Origin of the sequence: Microbulbifer sp. A4B17 (assembly GCF_003076275.1) — a bacterium.
Classification (GTDB): Bacteria; Pseudomonadota; Gammaproteobacteria; order Pseudomonadales; family Cellvibrionaceae; genus Microbulbifer.
In genome coordinates this window covers 1,638,758-1,658,781 of the sequence record NZ_CP029064.1, presented here as the reverse complement: position 1 = coordinate 1,658,781, position 20,024 = coordinate 1,638,758, and the positions used below count along the sequence as shown (strand labels likewise).

Below are 20,024 nucleotides of genomic sequence, written 5' to 3'. Positions count from 1 at the left end.
TTTCTTATCCTTTTACTGAGGTGTAGCCGAACTATCATAGCCTTCAGGGACAGGCCCAACGACCTCTTTTGTAGTCGGCCGTCCACTAGCATCAAAATCCCTGGAATGCTGATGAGGTTGCATGCCTCCATGACTATGATCGTAATCTTGACGATTAAATGATCTTCCATTTGAATCATAAAATGTTCTGGAGCGAACATTTCCGTCCGAATCTAATTGCTCATGGATGGAGTCTGGCTCTCCTTGCTTTGGAGCTTGCTTTGGGGATTGTGTTACTTCAGTTTTGTTCTTGTCATCTCCCTCATCTCCCTCATCTCCCTCATCTCCCTCATCTCCCTCATCTCCCTCATCATCTGGATCATTATCAGGGGAACCAGGAGATGACTGGAGACTATCACTTCCATCAACCGGAGGGCAGCTATCACCCTCTGTTTCTTCTTCTTTTAAAAGGTCTGGAAATAATGGAATACCACCAGCAGCCCTACAATTTTCCTGCGCTGTACGAGTACGTGTTTTACAGGAACATGTAAACGTCGTATCGCCCCAGGTGCATGCTGCTAAGCCAAGTGAATCTACATAGAATAGAGGATTTTGGAGTGCGTATCCGTAGGTGTTTAATCCGCCACTTAACCCAATAGGATCAGACTGAATATACCGACCTGTGCTCGGGTCATAATCACGGAAATAATTATAATGCAGCCCACTCTCGGAGTCATAATATTGCCCCGGGAAGCGCACATTAAAGACCACCGTCGTACCATCACCATCCACATCTTCATTTACGGTGGTTTCACCAAAAGCGGTGCGCACACTGCGCCAGGCCACTTGACCCGTTGCATCAACCAGCACCCGGGGCGTATCTAGGTGGTCACTAAATACTTCATAAGTGCCGTTGCTATCAGTTACTTGCAGCGGTGCATATGCACCTGGCAGGTAATCATATCGCTTGCTTAGGCTAGCTGAGCCGTCCGCTTCGATAAATTCCGCAATTACTTGAGTACCACCCCATAAAAACCAGGTGGTGGTGCCATCAACAGTTTTGTACAAGCGCCGACCACTTGTACCATAGCCGTAACCGGCCGAAGTACTGCCATCCGTGTAGCTGGCGAGGCGATTTTCTCGGTCATAAGTAAAGGTTTTATTTTCTGTTCCGGTAATGGACGTTAAATTACCGTCATCATCATAGCTGCGAATCAATGCCTCATTATTTTGGCTGATCAGCTGATTGTTAGCGTTATATTCGTAGGCGGTACTGTCGCTCGGGTCCTCACGATTGCCTACGCCGTCGTAATCGAATTGTTCGTCTGTTAAGCCTGTGGCATCCGGGTAGTCAGCACCAGTAAGCCTGTCCAGACCGTCATAGGTAAATACCTGAGTACCGTCATTATCGGTATAGCCCTCAATGTTGTTGACCGTATCATAGGCATAGCTAAGTGCCTCGAGCGTGGTACTGCTGGCATCCACCAGAGTCGCGGTGGCCAGTGTATTATCATCGTTATAGGTGTTGGTACGACTAACGCCAGAAGCATAAGTGATACCGGTCCAGCGATCGGCACTGTCATAACTCAGCGTATGGGTATTGGCAGCCAAAGTAGCGCTATTTAAACGACTGTAGTCGTCGTAGGTAAAACTATGACTGACTAAAGTACCGCCAGATTCTGCAGTATTATCCAAACTGATGCCGCTGAGGTTACCCCTGCTGTTGTAGCTGTAAGCCAGGGTGCGGTCTCCGCCAGGTATATAATGACTGATGGTTTGCTTTAGGCGGTTGAGCGCATCATAGCTCTGAGTGTAAAACGCCGTGTTCTGTATCGCTGTATCAATGGCCTGAGTGAGGCGGCCATTATTGTTATAGGCAAAGCTTTGAGTACGCTCGGCATTATTGCCGATATAGTCCGTAGCGCTGACAAAGTGCCCAATAGTTGCCAGTCCACCCCAGTCCTCATAGGTATATTGCAGTACCTGCCCACGAGCACCTGTTTTACTGGCCAGACGATTGCGGTCATCATAGCTGTAGGTAATTACCGCTCCCCCCGGGCGCTGCTCGGCAGTTTTGCGACGTAAACGATCGTAAGTGTAGGTAGTGGTGTTATTTTCTGGATCGGTAACTGTGAGGAGGTTACCAGCTGCATCATAGCTGTAACTGGTCACCAAGCTCGGACTCAGGGCCTGGTTCTCGATTTGTACCAAGCGATGTATCTCATCGTAACTGTACAGGGTTATGCGGTTTTTGACATCAGTAACCTGGGTACGATTGCCCAAAGCGTCGTAGGTGTAGGTGGTAGTATTGTCATCGACATCGCTGAAACTGGTCAGGTTGCCGCGCAGATCGTAGCCATAGCTGCTTCTATTACCCAGCGCATCGCTCACACTCAGGCGTCGCCCCAAACTGTCATAGGTATAACTTTGGTAGGTAGCTTCAGCACCGACACTGTCTTGGCGCCCGATACTGGCAATACGGTTTTTGCCGTCGTAATTGAGCAGAATAATCTGTCCGGCTATAACCTCCTGGCTGACACTATCGGTACTGCGCCCAGACTCCACCTTTACTAAATTATTGTCTTCGTAGGTGTAATGCGTTTCCTCACTCAGGGCATTGGTTACTTGAACTGGGCGGTTTTTATCGTCATAGGTATAGGTAGTGATGTTACCCATGGCATCAGTGGCAGTCAGGCGGTTACCCGCTTGGTCATAGGTAAAGGTCTGCTCGCCGGTGGTCAGGCTGTTGCCGTTTTGGTCTTTCCAATACACACGGGTGGGATAGAGGCTGTCACTCTCGTACTCCAGCACATACTGGCTACCATCGGCATAAGTGGTAGTAGTGAACTGATTGCGGGCGTTGTAGCTATAGCTAGTAGTTTGATAGCTTCCGTCGGCCTTTAATTTTTTGGTGCTGGCCAGAGTCTCAGGATTGCCATCGCTATCGTAATTAAAGGTATATTCGGTTCGGAACACTGTAGCAGTATCAGTCGAGGAAACTACCTCTTTACTGGCTACCCACCCCCCCTCATAAGTCCAACTGGTAGTAATGATTTCACCACTAGCCAGGTTAACCGCTTTACTCAAACGACGGTTATCAGTGTTGTAGGTGTAATCGATAGCGCGCGCTAGGTTACGATCGCCATTGTCATCAGCTAGGCCATAACGTTCTTCACGAGTAACATTGTTGTTGGCATCGCGGGTTTTTACCGTGAGATAGCCCGCTTGGTCCTCGTACTCCACTGTGCGGCCATCTTCGTTAAATACGTAGCGCTCGGTGGTGGTATAGGGGTTATTACCATCAGCATCGGTAATAGTGGTAGTGACTTCGGTTTCATAACCCTCGGTGACATAGTCAAACTCAAAGATTAGATTACCGTAGACCTCTTTGATTACCCGATCTTCAGAATCGTAGGTTTCCTCATAGGGCGTAGCATTTTCACCCACCTGGAAATAGGTCAGATTGTGGCTATCGTTACTGTCTTCGTATTTATAGGTGGATACCAGCCCTTCCAGGCCGGTGACTTTAATCAGGTTGCCTGAAGTTAGGGCATTACCTTCACTATCATCCAGCGTGTCGTGGCTATAAACAACAGTGCGGCCGATGTGATCCACCGCTTGGGTGACACGGCCGGTGTCACTGTCATAGCTAAAACTAACGTAGTTGCCACTCAAGCTGCCATCTGCCAAACGCTCTTCAATTTTTTGCAACTGATAGCTGTAGGCCACCGTCATCGGCTTAGAGGGATCGACAGAATAGAGGGAAGTACCAACGATAGGGAAACGTTCACTGCTGTAAGAAAACTCTAAACGCTGACCATTTTTATTTTCCCGTGCTGTCAGTCGGCCCTCAGCATCGTAGTAATCTTTACGCCCATTATTGTGGGCAAAGGTGTAGGTACCATCACTATCTTCACTAAGGGTTCCACGCAGCCCGGCCACATCGCTTACATAGGCACCGCCACTATAAACAAACTCGGCGCGATGCCCGGCGCAATAGCGGATAATGACTTTGTCATCGGGGTATTCGTACAAGCGGTAATCGTGATCGAAAGCCCAGCCATAACCCAGAGCGCTGTCATAATCCGATTGGTTATTGTATTTGCGTATAATTTGAATCGGGTAACTGCCCTTCACCACCATATCGGTTTCTTTGTGGCGTTCCTGGCCGCTGTTAAGTACAACCGTACCCCCTTCAACAGCCTCTTTGGGGCACCCCCCACCTGCACCACTGCCACCACCAGTGCCATCACCGCTATTGGAACCGGTGCCTCCACCAAAGGTGTGCGCCTGACCGGGGCTGGCGGCGATGGCCAGGGTTAAAGCCAGCATCGCGGAGGCTAGGGGCGGACGAATGGAGTTCGCGCTTGCGCAGACGCGCCGGGCGTCTTCCAAGGTTTTGCTAAATCCAGCGAGGGCTTTTAGCGGTGTTTTTAGTATTTTGTTGGCAAAACTGCTCATGGGTATTCCCTATCCCCCAACTACTGGCCAGGAGTGTGATTCTTATTCAGTACAAATCGGACGATATTATTGTGCGGCACGCCACAGGCGATAATCTTTCAAAGCGGTTTGTTCCTGCTCATCCTTGCCCTGTGCCTGGTAAGCCTGGGCTAGGCCAAGGTAGGCGTGGCCGTGTTCCGGGTGGTTTTTTATTAGGCGGCTGAAATAGGTTTCCGCTTCTGCCCACTGCTGCTGTTGAATGGCGATTTGGGCCAATAATTGCAGGGCTTGGCGATGGGTTCTATTTTGTTTCAATACCGCTGAAGCGTGCTGTTTAGCTTTTTTGTACTTGCCTAATTTCTTTTCAAGCTGGGCCAATTCAATCATGGCCGAGTAATTTTGCGGTTGCTGTCGCAGTAGGCGGTTGTACAAGGCTCGCGCCCGCTTGTAATCCTTTTGCTCAACCGCCGCTTGGGCTTCAGCTTGGGAGACCTGCTGGATATGGGCGCTCGGCTTGGCTGCGTAAGCTCCAGTACCGGCAAAAAGCGCAATAATTGCCAGGGCTAGAATCTGGATTAATTCCGTTGTTCGCTTCATGGTTCACATCCTTCTGAATATCTAATTCGTATTAGAGCTAATCTTTATGAGCGAGAGTGTTCGCTGAGCCTTCAGTTTGGGGCTTTTCAATAACCACTTTTAAGGTGGCCATACCAAAGTTGCCCAGGTAGCCACGCAAATTCACCGTTAGATAGTGCTCGCCAGGATTGTGGTTGCGGCTGTCCCAGCGATAAGTGGTGGGGAAGTAACCCACTTCGTTCTCATAAACGTACTGGCCATCGACAAAGTACACAGGCTCAAACCTTTTTGAGGCCAGCTGCGCGATATGCTCCGGTTGTACATTAATACGTACCGGTACAGTGCCGCTAACTATCGGGGTGCCTTCGCTATTTTTGGGGTAGTCCCCCACCAGTGAAATTTCTAGCGGGAAATCTCCCCGGCTCAATGCATCCCGTTGTGCTGGGGCGTGAATACGCGGGCGATGGGATTTCTTTTTTTCTCGCGGGCTTTGGCCCCACGGCATATCCTGCACAAAGCGGGAGTCAGAAGATGATTTATCCCCAGTCACCAGGATGGTATTACGAGGTAAAGCGAAGGCATTGAGAATTAATTCCAGGGCTGGGTGGCCCTTTAAATTCAGGGCGCCGGAGGCATCTTGTCCATCCCAGGCTTCTTTTTGTTGGCCAGACGCGCGCGGCACCCAGTCGATAATATTATTCAGCAGTGGGCCGTTATTTTTTAATCCCACCCGAATTGCGACGCGGGCCATTTGCGGCAGGGTGTAATCCACACTGCCCTGCTCCGCATTCCAACTCAGATCGTTCACCGCGACACTTTCACCACCGGTAATATCGGTCAGGTCGTACTCGGCAGTTTGCTCACCGGCTGTTGCACTGATGGTGTAGTGATAGGCCTCTGCGGGTACCGGGCGCCCCTGCTGGTCGGTGCCGTCCCACTGCCACTGGTGATCGCCCGCCGCCAGCTGTTCGCGATATTCCGTTTTGATCAGCAGGTCTCGGGCGTCGTAGATATTAATCGTAACGTTGGCTTGCGTATCAATATGGTAATTCAGAGCGAACTGTTCCCCCTGGGCGGGGGCAAATGAACGGGATTCATTATTGACCCCGGAAATAGACAGTCCGTAGCCAGCCAGGGGCGTAACCAGAGCGGCCAATACTGCGGTGAGGCCGATTTTTTTTAACATCTTATTCATAGTACTGACTTGCCTTGCGCGGACTGCGGCCGCCATAGGGGTTTACGGGCACCGCTGGTAAATTGGGTCAACTGGGTTAACTCACCACTCTCAAGTGTTAACCTCCACAGGTTATAGGCGCCGTCACGGGTAGACTGAAATACAACGGCATCACCTTTCGGGGACCAGCTGGGAGCGGCATCCAGTGCGGCATCGGTGGTGAGCTGTTTGAGTTTTCCGTTGCTCTCGCGCAACCACAGGTCGTAGTTGCCGGCACGGTTACTGGAAAATACCAATCGGCCTTTTGTGTCGGCGACAACATCAAAATTGTAAAGACTGTTAAAAGTCAGTTGCCGCTTGCTTCCGGAAATCAAATCCAGCGCCCAGATATCGTGGGCTTCGCCACCATCCCCGGATAAGAAATACACGGTCTTGCCATCTGGATGCCAGCGGGGTTCGTGCTGCATATGACGCATATTGGTGAGCTTTTGCTGGTCACTCCCATCCAATGGCAATCGCCACAAATTGTTATCGTCGACACTGTCGGAGGTACTGAGAGAAAAGACTACAGATTTTCCATCCGGCGCCAGGCTCGCATCAATAAAGCCTTTTAGTGGCATTGTTATTGGCAATTCTTTACCGCCGGTTAAACCTACTTCATGCAATTCACCCTGGCTGCCATTCACCAGCAAACGCTTGCCATCGGGAAACCAGCTAAGGCTGTTTTTATCGAAGGCTGAATGGGTGAGTTGCCGGTGTTGTTGGCCCTGGGTATCCATTACCCATACCTGCCAATACCCCTGTTTGCCCGGGGCCAGGTAAGCAATATCCTCTTCTGCGTGAACGCAGGCACACCATAGCAATGCACAAGTCACAATGACCACGTTGGACTTTAGTAAGGCTTTCACGTTGTTCTCTTGGTTGTTTTTTGATTTAGCGCCGACTTGACAGTTAGGGCGCTAGCGGTGCATTAAAAACACCGCTAGCCCACTAACCATTATTGATACAGCTGCAATGCGCCGTAGTAGGTAGTACTGGCTCCGGTAGTTGCCGAGGTCGCTTCTATCCAGAAACTATATACACCTTCATCCGAGACCATAATCGCGTTGCCATCGCTCTCTTCGTAACCGGTCCACTCCACTTCGTGGGTGGCCACTGCACCATCGCTGTCATTCGCAGCTTGCAGCTGGTTATCGATCAAGGTGATCGCTCCGGCATTGGTGGGGTCACCGATATCCGGCGGTAACAGTTTGAAGGTTACGTAGGAATCCTGATCCAATAAATAAGCCACTTTCGAGATTTGATCGTAGCTGTGGTACATCAGATAGGGATCGGATTTTACTTCGATATTGGGTGCATCCAGGGTGCCGGTGATACTTGGATTTACGCCGTCGATAATGACAGCGTTGGTGGGCAAAATTTCAGGATCAGGCACATAGGTGTAAAAAGACCCTGTGGTAAGCACGCCATCAGCGGTGCGCCCATCCCAGACCATATAGTGGGTACCAGCCTCCATGGGAATATTATCGTACACGACATGCGTATCGCCTCCGCCTGGCGTCACTTCCATATAGACACGCACATTCGCCGTGGGCGTAACTTCAGTTTTCATAAAGTCGTTCTGTACTGCATTCATGACGGTATCCATACTGCCCACTAAGATATCGTCGCTGGTACTACCACCATCCTCAATGGTATACACCCCCTCCACACTGCCATTTACTGCGGTGAGATAATAGGTATATGCCTCTTCCTGAACAAAGTTACCCTCGTTATCCCTACCATCCCAGCTCAGGGAGTAGCTACCCCCATTCTCAAAGGTTTCTACCACACTGCGAACCAGTGCCTCGGTTTGCTCGTCTTTAATATCCAGCGTAACAGTAGCACCGAGGGACAAATCAAAGCTGACTACCAGGCTCTCACCGGCCACTGGATTGACTGTGGTTTGATTGCGGCTGACATTGGCAATACTGATCAAGTCAAGGGTGACAGTGCGAATAATGATTGTGGTATTGCCAGCCCTATCATTGACCGCTAAACGTATTTGATAGTCACCATTGGCCGGTGCCTCAACAGTCCCGTCAGTGGAATTAATCGCCCACTCGGCCAAGGTGTTTTCGCTCACCGCCGATGTTGAAGATATAAGGTTTATCCAGTTATCGGTATCTCCACTTAACTGGTAATCCACGGTGTAACTTACAAATAAGTGATCAGTAGCACTGCCCTCTATCTCCAGAGTGGTAGTCCCGGTTGATAGGATAACGCCATCATTAACATTACTCATTTCGGCCAAAGGCGCGGTGTTATCCATTTCCGCCCAAATGGCGCCCACTCGGTAGCTGGCATTCTCCGCATCGGTCACATTTAAGTACAAATAGTAACGACCATCACCCAGTACCGTACTGCTACTATCAGTACCATCCCAATCGATACTAATATCTGTACCGGTTCCCGAGAAAGTATTCACAACAGTTCCGGATTCATTACTGATTTCCAGGCTCCAACTGCTACTTGAACTCAAGGTGGCAGTAATAGTCAATGTATCCTGATTGCCATCATTATTTGGGGAGAAATACTCGTAATTCCCATTCAGGTTGGATGTTATTACACGACTCTCTGCTGCCAGGGCATTACTGTAATCTACAGCCATCTCTGGCGTGTCGACTCCGATAATATCTACACCCCACTCAGGCGAAGCACTGCCCCACCAGTTGCCAGTAACATTCAACACCGATGCCGAGCTGCTGCCATAGTTGTTGAGGTATAAACTACCACTGGTATTTCCATACAAGTCATTACCGATAATAGTCGGGGTAGGATTGGTAACATCACTACCCGAGCCATTAAGGTAAATACCATAGTTATTATTGATAAAACTATTACCCGTTAAGCTCGGTGAAGATGCTCCGGTAATATATGCACCGTAATTCAAACCAGTAACAATATTATCAGTTACAGCTGGCGATGCAGTATCCAGGGCTATACCTGTACCGGTGTAATCCGTGTTTTGGATCAAGTTATTAGCAATGGTGCCGCCGACAAAATTATTAATGCTGATTCCGCTTTCGCTGAAGTCAGTAATAATACTGTTGGTAACACTGAACGCACTGGGTGAAGTCGCAGAGACTGCAGTTTCAGCATATTGGATGTAAGCATTATCCATACTGACACTGCCACCACTGGCAATAACGATACCCTGCCAATCCCCAGCCGCAGGATATTGAGCCTCGCTGGTGAATAAGACCGGCTGGGAGCTGGAACCACTGACCACCAGATCACCCTCCACCGTTAGGGAATGACCAGCGGGGAATACCAATACTGCTCCTGCTTCGAGGGTTAAGCTCACACCACTATTGATATTGATATCGTCAACCACAATATAGGAACCTGCAGCCAAGCTCGTATCTGTGTCAATATCAAAGCGAAGATAATGATCGTATATTGAGTTGCCATTAGCGCTATTTAAGTAACCACTGTAATCCACTAGCGGCCGGTTGAAAGTACTATCGGTATAATCGTAGATTTCTGCCGCAATCGATCTCCAGTCCGTGGTGCTCCACCAATTGCCCGTGGCATTGATAGTAAGCACGTCACTAGAGCGATATTCGTAATAACTGGTGTACAGATCATAACTACCATTGTTGTGAATGCTATTTCCGGTGATCATGGGTTGCGGATCGTGGTCTGCACCCTTAATCCCATACAGGTATAACCCGTAGCTGTTATTACCGGTAATTGTATTACCGGTAATGACTGGGGTAGTGGTGCCACCGCTAGAGCCCCTAATGTAAAAGCCGTGGTAGTTATTATCCATAACCGTGTTGCCTGTAATGGTTGGCGTGGTGGCAACACCGCTAGAGCCCCAAATGTAAAAGCCGTAATAGTTATCCGTGATCATGTTGTCGCTAGCAGTGACATCCGCAACACCGTACAGATACACCCCAGCACGACCTGCATACTCAATGGTATTGTTACTGATTGAGCCGCTGGCCTTGTAGGCGTAAACACCATCTTCCTCAAAATACCGCAAAGTGCTGTTGCTAAGGCTGAAGGTACTGCCCGATTCTGCATAAAGACCGTAGTTTCCATACTCCAATGTCACATAGTCCAAGTTCACCGTGCCACCACTTTGCACTACAATGCCATACCAATCCCCAACACTGGGCGTGCTCTCATCAGTGGTAAACACAATCGGGGAATCACTGGTACCCTGTGCATCTAAAGTGCCATACACCTCAAGGCTAAAGTCTCCTCCCACCTCAATAAGAACACCAGGTTCAATCGTTAGGGTCACACCACTTTGTACGTATAATTTACCCAAAAGGGTGTAAGCGGTGTCAGCCAACAGAGTGGTGTCTTCGGTCACATAACCGAGTAATCCATTGCTAATTACTACGCTTCCACCCTCGGCATCCAGATAACCGCTGTAGTCCACTACCGGTCGATAGGAAGCACTGTCGTTATAATCATAGATTTCTGTTGCAATCGATTCTGAATCAATTGTGTTCCACCAGTTGCCCGTGGCATCAACATTAGTGGTAGCTCCACTACCGTAGTTTTTCGTGTATACGTTATAGGTACCGTTACTGTAAATACTGTTGCCATTAATTACTGGTTGCGGATCGTAGTCTGCGTCCTTAACCCCTTCCAAGTAAACACCATCACTACTGTTACCTGTAATCGTATTGCCGGTTATGGTTGGGGTGGTGACACCACTGCTGTGACCCTTGATGATCAGGCCATATTTGTTATCCGTAATCGTATTATCACTGACGCTGATATCCGCCACACGGTACAAGTACACCCCAGCATTCTCAGCATACTGAATGGTACTGTTACTAATTGAGCCACTGGCGTTGTAGGCGTAAACACCATTAAACTCGAAATACTGCAAAGTACTATTGTTGATACTAAAGGTACTCCCCGAGACTGCGTAAACGCCAGAATCCCCGTACTCCACTGTTACATAGTCCAAATTCACCGTGCCGCCACTTTGCACCACAATACCGTACCAATCCTCAACACTGGGCTCACTTTCATCACTGGTGAATACAATCGGGTTATCACTGGTCCCCTGAGCATCCAAAGTGCCATAAACCCTGAGAAAAAATCTTCCACCCACTTCAATGCGAGCACCCGGTTCAATCGTTAGAGTGACACCACTTTTCACGTGCAGTGAACTCACTAGGGTGTAAGTTGTATTTGCCAACAAGGTGGTATCTTCGGTCAGATAACCAATCAAGCCGTTGTCGATCACTGCACTGCCGCCCTCGGCATCCAGAAAACCACTGTAATCCACTATCGGCCGGTAAGAAGTACTATCGTTATAATCGTAAACTTCTTCTGCAATAGAACCAGAATCAATAGTGTTCCACCAGTTGCCCGTGGCATTAAGAGTAAGCACACCGCTTTCGTAATAGTAAGCGTTCAGGTCATAACTAGTGTTGCTATAAATGTTGTTGCCGGTAATGACGGGTTGCGGATCGTAGTCTGTATCCCTTACCCCATATAAATAGAGGCCATAACTGCTATTACCAGTAATGGTATTACCGGTAATAGTTGGTGTAGTTGCTGCACCGCTATCGCCTTTAATGTAAAACCCGTATTTATTATTGATGATCGCGTTGTCGCTAACTGTGACATCCGCTATACCATACAGGTATACCCCAGCATTTTCGGCATATTGAATGGTGTTGTTACTGATTGAGCCACTGGCGTTATGGGCATAAACACCATCTTCCTCAACATATTGCACAGTACTGTTGCTAAGGCTAAAGCTACTACCCGACTGTGCGTAAAGGCCGTACTCCCCATACTCTAACGTTACATAGTCCAACTCTACCGAACCGTCTTCGTCAACGCGAATACCTTTCCACTGCCCGCTAGATGCAGACTCTTCATCACTGGTAAATACAATTGGCGATTCACTGGTGCCTATGGCTTTTAGAGTTCCATCAACAACGATTCTATAACTACCACCTGACTCAATACGCGCTCCCGGCTCTACGGTTAGTACCGTGCCTGTACCAACATAGAGGTGTCCCAACATGGTGTAAGTGTTACCCGAAAGCAAGGTAGTATCTTCTGTCAGGGTACCTACCAATGAATGACTGACTACTGCCGCTCCATCTTCAGTATCCAGGAACCCGCTGTAATCTATAAATGGATTGGAATCACTTCCAGTATCGGTGTAATCATAAATCGTTGGAGAGATAGAACCGGGATCGGTGGCATTCCACCAGTTACCCGTTGCGTCAATATTAGTAGTTGACCCTGCACCATAGTTACTCGTATAGACATTATCGGCACTGTTATTGTAAATACTGTTTCCGTTAATTACCGGAAGAGGGTCGTAGCTAACATTTCCTGAACCATAGAGATAAAAGCCGTAACTACTGTTGTCTGTAATCGTATTGCCGGTAATAGTTGGGGTCGTGACTCCACTACTATGTCCCTTAATATAAAATCCGTGATTGTTATCTGTAATCGTATTATCGCTGATAGTGATATCCGCCATACGATATAGATACACTCCTGCATCATCCGCGTACTTAATGGTGTTGTTATTGATCAAGCCGCTAGCGTTATAGGCATAAACGCCATTTCTCTCAAAATAGCACAAGGTGCTGTTGGTCAGGCTAAAGTTACTACCTGAAGCTCCATAAAGACCTCTATCAGCATACTCAAGCTCTACATAATCCAAATTCACCGTGCCGCCAGTTTGCGCCACAACACCATACCAGTCTCCAGCAGTAGAAGTGCTCTCATCACTGGTAAATACAATTGGGCTATCACTAGTACCTCGCGCATCTAACATGCCATACACTTTGAGACTAAAATATCCGCCCACTTCAATTCGTGCACCTGGCTCAATTGTCAGGGTAACGCCGCTTTGCACATATAGTTTACTCAAAAGAGTGTAAGTAGTGCCTGCAAACAGCGTCGTATCTTCGGTCAAATAACCAAACAAGCCATTACTAATCGCTACACTTCCACCCTCCTCATCTAAATAACCACTATAATCCACTAGCGGTCGATAAGAGGTACTATCGTTATAATCGTAGACTTCTTCCGCAATCAAGCCAGAATCTGTGGTGTTCCACCAATTGCCCGTCGCATTTATGGTTAGCACACCGCTTTCGTAACTAGAAGTATACAGGTCGTAACTACTATTACTGTAAATGCTGTTACCGGTAATCACGGGTTGCGGGTCATAGCCTGAGTCACTCACTCCACTCAAGTAAAAACCATAGCTGCTATTACCAATAATGGTATTACCGGTAATCTTTGGGTTGGTAACACCGCTGCTATGGCCCTGAATATAAAAACCGTAACTGCTGTTACTGGTAACTGTATTACCAGTAATGGTTGGCGCAGTGGCAATATCGCTATAGCCTCGAATATAAAAGCCATATTTATTATCTGTAATCTCATTCTCACTAACGGTGGCATCTGCTACACCGTACAAATATATCCCTGCATTTTCAGCATGCTGAATGGTATTGTTACTGATTGAGCCACTGGCCTTGTAGGCGTAAACACCATCTTCCTCAAAATACCGCAACGTACTATTATTGAGGCTGAAACTACTACCTGAGGCTGCATAGAGACCGTAGTCTCCATACTCCAGGGTTACATAATCTAATTCTGCAAAACCGCCCTCATTAACCCGTATCCCCCGCCACTGCCCACTGGATCCAGATGATTCATCACTAGTAAATACGATTGGCGAATCGCTACTGCCAATCGCTTTTAGAGTTCCATTAACAAAGATCCGATAAGCTCCCCCCGATTCAATACGCGCACCCGGCTCCACGGTCAGTACCGTACCCTCATCTACATAGACCCCTCCCAACATGGTGTACGTAATACCTGAAGATAAAGTAGTATCTTCTGTCAGAGTGCCCATCAATGCATGACTAATTACTGCTGCGCCATCTTCAGAATCCAAGAATCCGCTATAATCTATAAATGGATTGGAGTCACTTCCAGTATCTGAATAATCATAAATCGTTGGAGAAATAGAACCTGGGTCAGTCGCATTCCACCAGTTACCTGTCACATCAATAAAGGTGGTTGACCCACTACCATAGTTACTAGTGTATACGTTATCGCTAGTATTATTGTAAATACTGTTTCCATTAATTACCGGTAGCGGGTCATAGTTAGCATTCCCTGAACCATTGAGATAAAAACCGTAACTGCTGTTGTCGATAACCGTATTGCCGGTAATGATGGGCGTCGTGACACCGCTGCTATGGCTCTTAATATAAAAACCGTATTCATTGTCTGTAATCGTGTTATCACTTACGGAAACTTCTGCTACACCGTATAGGTACACACCTGCATTTTCAGCATACTGAATGGTGCTATTACTTACTGAGCCACTGGCGTTATAGGCATAAACACCATCTTCCTCAATATATTGAACAATACTGTTGCTCAAACTAAAGCTACTGCCTGACTGTGCATAAAGACCATACTCTCCATACTCCAACGTCACATAGTCCAGTTCTACCGAACCGCCTTCGTCAACGCGAATACCTTTCCACTGCCCGCTAGATGCAGACTCTTCATCACTGGTAAATACAATTGGCGATTCACTGGTGCCTATGGCTTTTAGAGTTCCATCAACAACGATTCTATAACTACCACCTGACTCAATACGCGCTCCCGGCTCTACGGTTAGTACCGTGCCTGTACCAACATAGAGGTGTCCCAACATGGTGTAAGTGTTACCCGAAAGCAAGGTAGTATCTTCTGTCAGGGTACCTACCAATGAATGACTGACTACTGCCGCTCCATCTTCAGTATCCAGGAACCCGCTGTAATCTATAAATGGATTGGAATCACTTCCAGTATCGGTGTAATCATAAATCGTTGGAGAGATAGAACCGGGATCGGTGGCATTCCACCAGTTACCCGTTGCGTCAATATTAGTAGTTGACCCTGCACCATAGTTACTCGTATAGACATTATCGGCACTGTTATTGTAAATACTGTTTCCGTTAATTACCGGAAGAGGGTCGTAGCTAACATTTCCTGAACCATAGAGATAAAAGCCGTAACTACTGTTGTCTGTAATCGTATTGCCGGTAATAGTTGGGGTCGTGACACCACCGCTCGCGCCCCGAATATAAAAACCGTATGCATTATCAGTGATCGCATTGTCACTGACGGCGACATCCGCTACACCGTACAGATATACCCCAGCAGTATCTGCGTATTGAATGATGCTATTACTGATTGAACCACTGGCGCCGTAGGCGTAGACACCGTGTTCATCAAAGTACTGCAAGGTGCTGTTATTTAAACTAAAGGTACTGCCTGGTTTCGCATTAACCCCGTAATCAGCGTATTCGATGATGGCATTACTTAAATTCACTGAGCCGCCGCTATTCACCACAATGCCATACCAGTCGCCTTTGGCAGGCGAAACCTGTGCACTGGTAAATACTACAGACGTATCCTCTCCTCCAGAAGCGACAAGATTACCATTCACCTCAAGCGTAAAATCACCGTCAAATAGAATGGTAGCGCCTTCATTAATAGTTAGAGTCACTCCGCTATTAACAACTACATTTCCAGTCACTACATAGGTTTGATGCGCGGCAAGCTCCATGTCTGAAGTAATATCACCAGATAATTCATTGATGACACTGAGGTTATCGTATTCCAGCGTTTGCGCTTCACTGCCGGTAACTGCCACTGCAATTCCGGCCTTGACAATATCGTCGAAGCTGATTGAAACACTATCCACCTGGGTCCAGCTTGTACCATCTGTGGAGATATAAGCTGTGATAGTGTCGCCGTCACGTACCAGCCTTAACCACTGCGGTAAGGCACCCGTTTGTCCAGTGGAAGTTAACGTATTGGCTGCATCGTCTGTATCTCGGGTAAAAAGCCCAATGCTGTTATCGGCTGGGTCCATTACTAATGCAATAGCTTTATCCGTCGCTGCGGTGCCGTTTCGCAATGCAATACCCGCAATACCTGACCCACTGTTACTGTGGCTGGATAAACGGGCAATCAGCTCTCCCTGCTGCAACAGCTCTTGATAGACAAAGTGCAGAGAATAAGCATCATCCCACTCACCGGTATCAGCTAAGGCGGGGCAAGTAGCGTTAGAGGAAAAGGTAAGTTCTAGATCATCTAGATAATTGTTATCGCTAACTTCAAGCGAGGTGGAACGGATACCGTAGCGCGAAAGATCATCAATGCCTTCACCTACAGTATAGGTAAGACCGATATCGCTTCCTCCCACAGTAACCGTCAACGTATCGCCAGAACGATTTAAGGTAACTGTTTGCCCGGTTGTTGGATGATTATCAGTTGCAGCCACCTGAGCTAAATTGGATTGACTGTCTGCACCTGCAAATTGAACGATGGCCCACACACCCGTTGAACCATCCCCTTGATACTGAACGCCATAACCTGCGTATTCACCATCCGTCAGATAGATAGAGAGTGAGTCGGTACCTGCACCAACATCCGTTGAAGAATTAATGAAGGCACTGAGTGTGATTTCACTTGAATCACTTAGTACAGTGGGGGCCAGCAGAACTTGATGGGCTTGAGCGGTTACAGTTACGCGCTCATTCAGGAGTAACAAAGCCTCACCACCAAAGCTCTGAAACCCAAATAATGAGAGATCCTCACTAGAACCTGAGGAGAAGTCTTCAGAGACCTGGTTTTCAGCTACACAAATTTCTGAAATCCCAAGACTTAATGCTTGGTCATCACCACTTAGAACAACATCCCCAGTGCTAGCCCCAACAATGGAAAGCTGCCAGGGAGAGATATCCTCATCCACTGTTACTTCGGCGTACGTAAATGCCGAGACACATACCAATGAGAGAAACAGGTATTGCACTAGCTGCTGAACATTTTTTTGAAACGCCAAAAGCCGTGGATAATTATAAGCCGAGCTGCGCATGAACATGCCTTCCCAATTTGCACCTTGAACCATTCCATGCATAACGGGTAGCTAGAAAGCCAAGCAATTCAGCTATTCAAACGATTAGCCGGAAGAAAGCACTGCAGAAATTAAAAGAACGAAATAGGTACTGATACCACTTGCTCAATACTGCACTTTCAACAGCAATCCATACACCCTATATGCATCACACACTCAACCAAGGTTTGTGTGTCTTTTTCCGTAAAACCACAGCCAACACATTACTGAATGCGCTGGATGACGCAATTTTCTGCAGTATACAAAAAGAAATGCCAAACAATGTGCAAGAAATAAGAAAATTGGAAAATTTCATCTACCTGTCAATAGTGACAAAAATAGCAAGACAGGACAAATATAATTTCAATAAAACTACTTCTCACTATTACTGAGCACCAGTAAAAAACCACTTCCACCACAAAATAAATTCTTGCTAAGCTTTCAAGACAAATAAACTTTACCGCATACAAATTAGCTATTTTTGTGCCTTAGTAGTGGAATGCTCTGTGTTCAAGTTAAGATTTTTACCCTTCTTCCTGCTAACAACTGCAATATCTCTTTCATCCCGTGCTGAAATTTCTCCATCCCCCAGGGAGTCTGAACCCACCTATCACACCACACATGGGCTTGGGCCAGACAAGTGGGCATCTGCATGGTTACTTTCACAACACTTGGACCCCGGCAGCCGAATAATCATCCACCCCCTACATAGCGATACTTTTGAGCCAAAAAAATCAGCAAGTTTTGACTCCGAAGGTGCAACCTTCCATCGCACCCAGCACCAGTCAACATTCGAAGTACTAATAGAGTCATTCGAAGCTTCAGATCCTAAACTGGTAAAGCTAGCAAGCGTTATCAATGATATTGAAGTAAATCTATGGCGCCCTAACAGAAATCCGGAATCCATCATCGTAGAAACTGCATTTAGGAAGCTGCAAAGAAATTATGGTGAGGAAAATATTACACTTGACTGCTACAACCAGCTTTTTAGCAATATCTACGAGTGGATAGGCAGTGATAGCCAAGAACAGGTTGTAGCCAGCCAAACCGATCTGATTCCAGATCAACAATGCACAAAAAATACTAAAGTAGCCTTTAATAGCTCTACAAGGCTTGTACCTGAGATTACAGCCTTGGAGCTATTCGATCATATAAGAAACGGCAAGAACGTTGTCTTTGTTGACACTCGAGAAAGCAATGAATTTGCCGAGGCCCATATTCCAGGAGCTGTAAACATTCCCATACGCAGCTTGGGCAAGCAGCTCCCCAAATCACTGGAGAGTGCCGACATCATTATAAGTTATTGCGTTAAAGACTTTAGGGGCTTTGAGATGGCTAAAATACTTCGTCGGCGGGGATTGCAGCAAACTGCAATACTCAACCCCTACGGCATAAGAGGTTGGATTGAAGCTGAGCTTCCAGTTGCTGGCACTAAAGCGCTGACCGAACAGCAAGCTAAGGCCAACTTAGAGCAATGCATTAACGACAAAGAATGTATTAAGAATATTTAATATTTGCACTCACTTATAAAAGCGACATCATGCAGCAAGCCAATACATCCACGGAAGCAAATTTTATTGCACCGATCACTCTTACAGCTTTTAAAGCTCTAGCAGTGTGCTTTACCCTAATAACACCGGCTGTACTCTGGAGTGATACGACTGGCAGCATTGCGGACTACTTTACTTATGAAATACCTAAGGGGCAATTAGCCTACATACTCTCAAAACTATTCGGGCTTTACAGTATTTTCTTACTGTGGCTACAAGTATGCTTGGCACTGGCCAATCCACTAACCTCCCAACAAATAGTTACCAGAAAGGTGCATATCATTCTTGGAAGTATGGTTTGTGTTACCTTTCTTTTGCATGCAGGCTTATTTATTGCTGCCACATCTATTAGAACTGGACACTCTACACTCGGCAATCTAATACCTACTTTTTCCCATGGATTCTATAAAACCAGCGTTTCAATAGGAGCTATTGCATTTTGGGTATTAATCGGGTCAGCCATTGCTGGAACAATGCGCGCGAACCGAAAGCTCATTGCAGTCTGGCTACACCGCCTCAGCTTACCGGGCCTAACTTTGGGTCTGCTACACAGTATATTAATTGGTACTGAAGCCGGATCAGGCATGATCATCGCCACTTATTGCTTGATGATTTCCAGTGTTATAACTTTAGCCTTGGCTAACTATATCAAGTATAAGAAAGATACCAAAATCAGCTAAAGATAATTCTGAGCTAATAATAAATACAAATAGCTGCGGAGATAACCGCAGCTATCCCTTTCCCCCCCTTCAATTACCGCACTCCCATCTGTAACTTTGCCTTACCACCCTTTCTTTCTATATGGTAATAGTCACTTTTCATATGGGAATTATCAATGAAAAAGGAATTCTCCAAAGCCTGGCGAAGCCCAAGTCCTAGTGACATAGAGCTTTTTTACACCTACTTCCACAAGTTTTCCTTTACCAAGTATCGACACGATGAGCTCGCTATCGGGATCTTCCTCTTCGGTATAGAAATTTCGATTATTGCGGGGAAGCTGTAACTCTCTCCCAGGGAACCCTCGCTGCACTCAACCCTGGGAAGATTCTCACCGGTTTTTCCGGTAGTGACTCCGGTTGGCACTACCGTATGTTTTACTTTGACACAGCTCTTATTGAGAAAATTCTCAAGGAGTACAATCAACTCAACCAAACATCCGTGCCATTTCTAAAAGGGCTGCCATTGGATGGCTCTGAGCTTTTTTAGCCACTTTGCAAGCTACATAGCAACCTTGAAGTGAACGCTTTATTCCTTTCAGCAGTCACTCTACTTACCTTAGTAATCAGTCAGCTGCCCGGCACGGTGACAAAAAGATCTACCCAAAGTCATCGTCAAACAAGCAGGGCGCCCT

Annotated in this window: 8 protein-coding genes and 1 pseudogene; 4 read left to right on the top strand and 5 right to left on the bottom strand. The window is 47.0% G+C overall.

Translation table 11 applies throughout. From position 1 onward, the window contains the following. Positions 1-12: 12 nt before the first annotated feature. From BTJ40_RS07405 to BTJ40_RS07385, 5 genes are all read right to left on the bottom strand, one after another. Complete coding sequence (locus tag BTJ40_RS07405; protein WP_108732487.1) at positions 13-4,440, bottom strand: RHS repeat-associated core domain-containing protein; 4,428 nt, start codon at positions 4,438-4,440, stop codon at positions 13-15. A 66-nt stretch (positions 4,441-4,506) separates the two neighbouring features. Continuing rightward, positions 4,507-5,016 carry a tetratricopeptide repeat protein gene (locus tag BTJ40_RS07400; protein ID WP_108732486.1) on the bottom strand — a complete coding sequence of 170 codons (510 nt, stop codon included), beginning with the start codon at positions 5,014-5,016 and terminating at the stop codon, positions 4,507-4,509. A gap of 37 nt (positions 5,017-5,053) precedes the next feature. Continuing rightward, the gene (locus BTJ40_RS07395) at positions 5,054-6,190 is read right to left on the bottom strand and encodes a FlgD immunoglobulin-like domain containing protein (RefSeq protein WP_157953956.1); all 1,137 of its coding nucleotides are present in this window, start codon (positions 6,188-6,190) and stop codon (positions 5,054-5,056) included. After that, positions 6,187-7,077, bottom strand: a complete 891-nt coding sequence (locus tag BTJ40_RS07390) for a PD40 domain-containing protein (protein WP_108732484.1) — start codon at positions 7,075-7,077, stop codon at positions 6,187-6,189. Before BTJ40_RS07390 ends, BTJ40_RS07395 begins: the two co-directional genes overlap by 4 nt. A gap of 89 nt (positions 7,078-7,166) precedes the next feature. Then, a complete protein-coding gene (locus BTJ40_RS07385; protein WP_192879390.1) occupies positions 7,167-17,105 on the bottom strand; it encodes a right-handed parallel beta-helix repeat-containing protein in 9,939 nt (3,312 codons plus the stop codon). A 512-nt stretch (positions 17,106-17,617) separates the two neighbouring features. On the opposite strand from BTJ40_RS07385, the gene BTJ40_RS07380 reads away from it, so the two are divergent. The 4 genes and pseudogenes from BTJ40_RS07380 to BTJ40_RS23125 form a co-directional block, all read left to right on the top strand. Next, positions 17,618-18,634: a chromate resistance protein ChrB domain-containing protein gene (locus BTJ40_RS07380; RefSeq protein ID WP_108732482.1), complete on the top strand. Its 1,017-nt coding sequence runs from the start codon at positions 17,618-17,620 to the stop codon at positions 18,632-18,634. Positions 18,635-18,663: 29 nt separating this feature from the next. After that, positions 18,664-19,353 carry a hypothetical protein gene (locus BTJ40_RS07375; RefSeq protein ID WP_108732481.1) on the top strand — a complete coding sequence of 230 codons (690 nt, stop codon included), beginning with the start codon at positions 18,664-18,666 and terminating at the stop codon, positions 19,351-19,353. Positions 19,354-19,508: 155 nt separating this feature from the next. Beyond that, entirely contained in the window at positions 19,509-19,676 is a 168-nt protein-coding gene (locus BTJ40_RS22240; protein WP_157953954.1) for a hypothetical protein, read from the top strand. Between the two features lie 35 nt (positions 19,677-19,711). Then, positions 19,712-19,879 (top strand): annotated as a pseudogene (locus tag BTJ40_RS23125) (AraC family ligand binding domain-containing protein); the annotation flags it as partial. Between the last annotated feature and the right edge of the window lie 145 nt (positions 19,880-20,024).

Bases quoted from the DNA above. Each gene is read 5' to 3' on its own strand.
- BTJ40_RS07395 (WP_157953956.1), bottom strand. From the start codon at position 6,190: ATGAATAAGATGTTAAAAAAAATCGGCCTCACCGCAGTATTGGCCGCT.
- BTJ40_RS07375 (WP_108732481.1), top strand. From the start codon at position 18,664: ATGCAGCAAGCCAATACATCCACGGAAGCAAATTTTATTGCACCGATC.
- BTJ40_RS22240 (WP_157953954.1), top strand. From the start codon at position 19,509: ATGAAAAAGGAATTCTCCAAAGCCTGGCGAAGCCCAAGTCCTAGTGAC.
- BTJ40_RS07385 (WP_192879390.1), bottom strand. From the start codon at position 17,105: ATGCGCAGCTCGGCTTATAATTATCCACGGCTTTTGGCGTTTCAAAAA.
- BTJ40_RS07400 (WP_108732486.1), bottom strand. From the start codon at position 5,016: ATGAAGCGAACAACGGAATTAATCCAGATTCTAGCCCTGGCAATTATT.
- BTJ40_RS07405 (WP_108732487.1), bottom strand. From the start codon at position 4,440: ATGAGCAGTTTTGCCAACAAAATACTAAAAACACCGCTAAAAGCCCTC.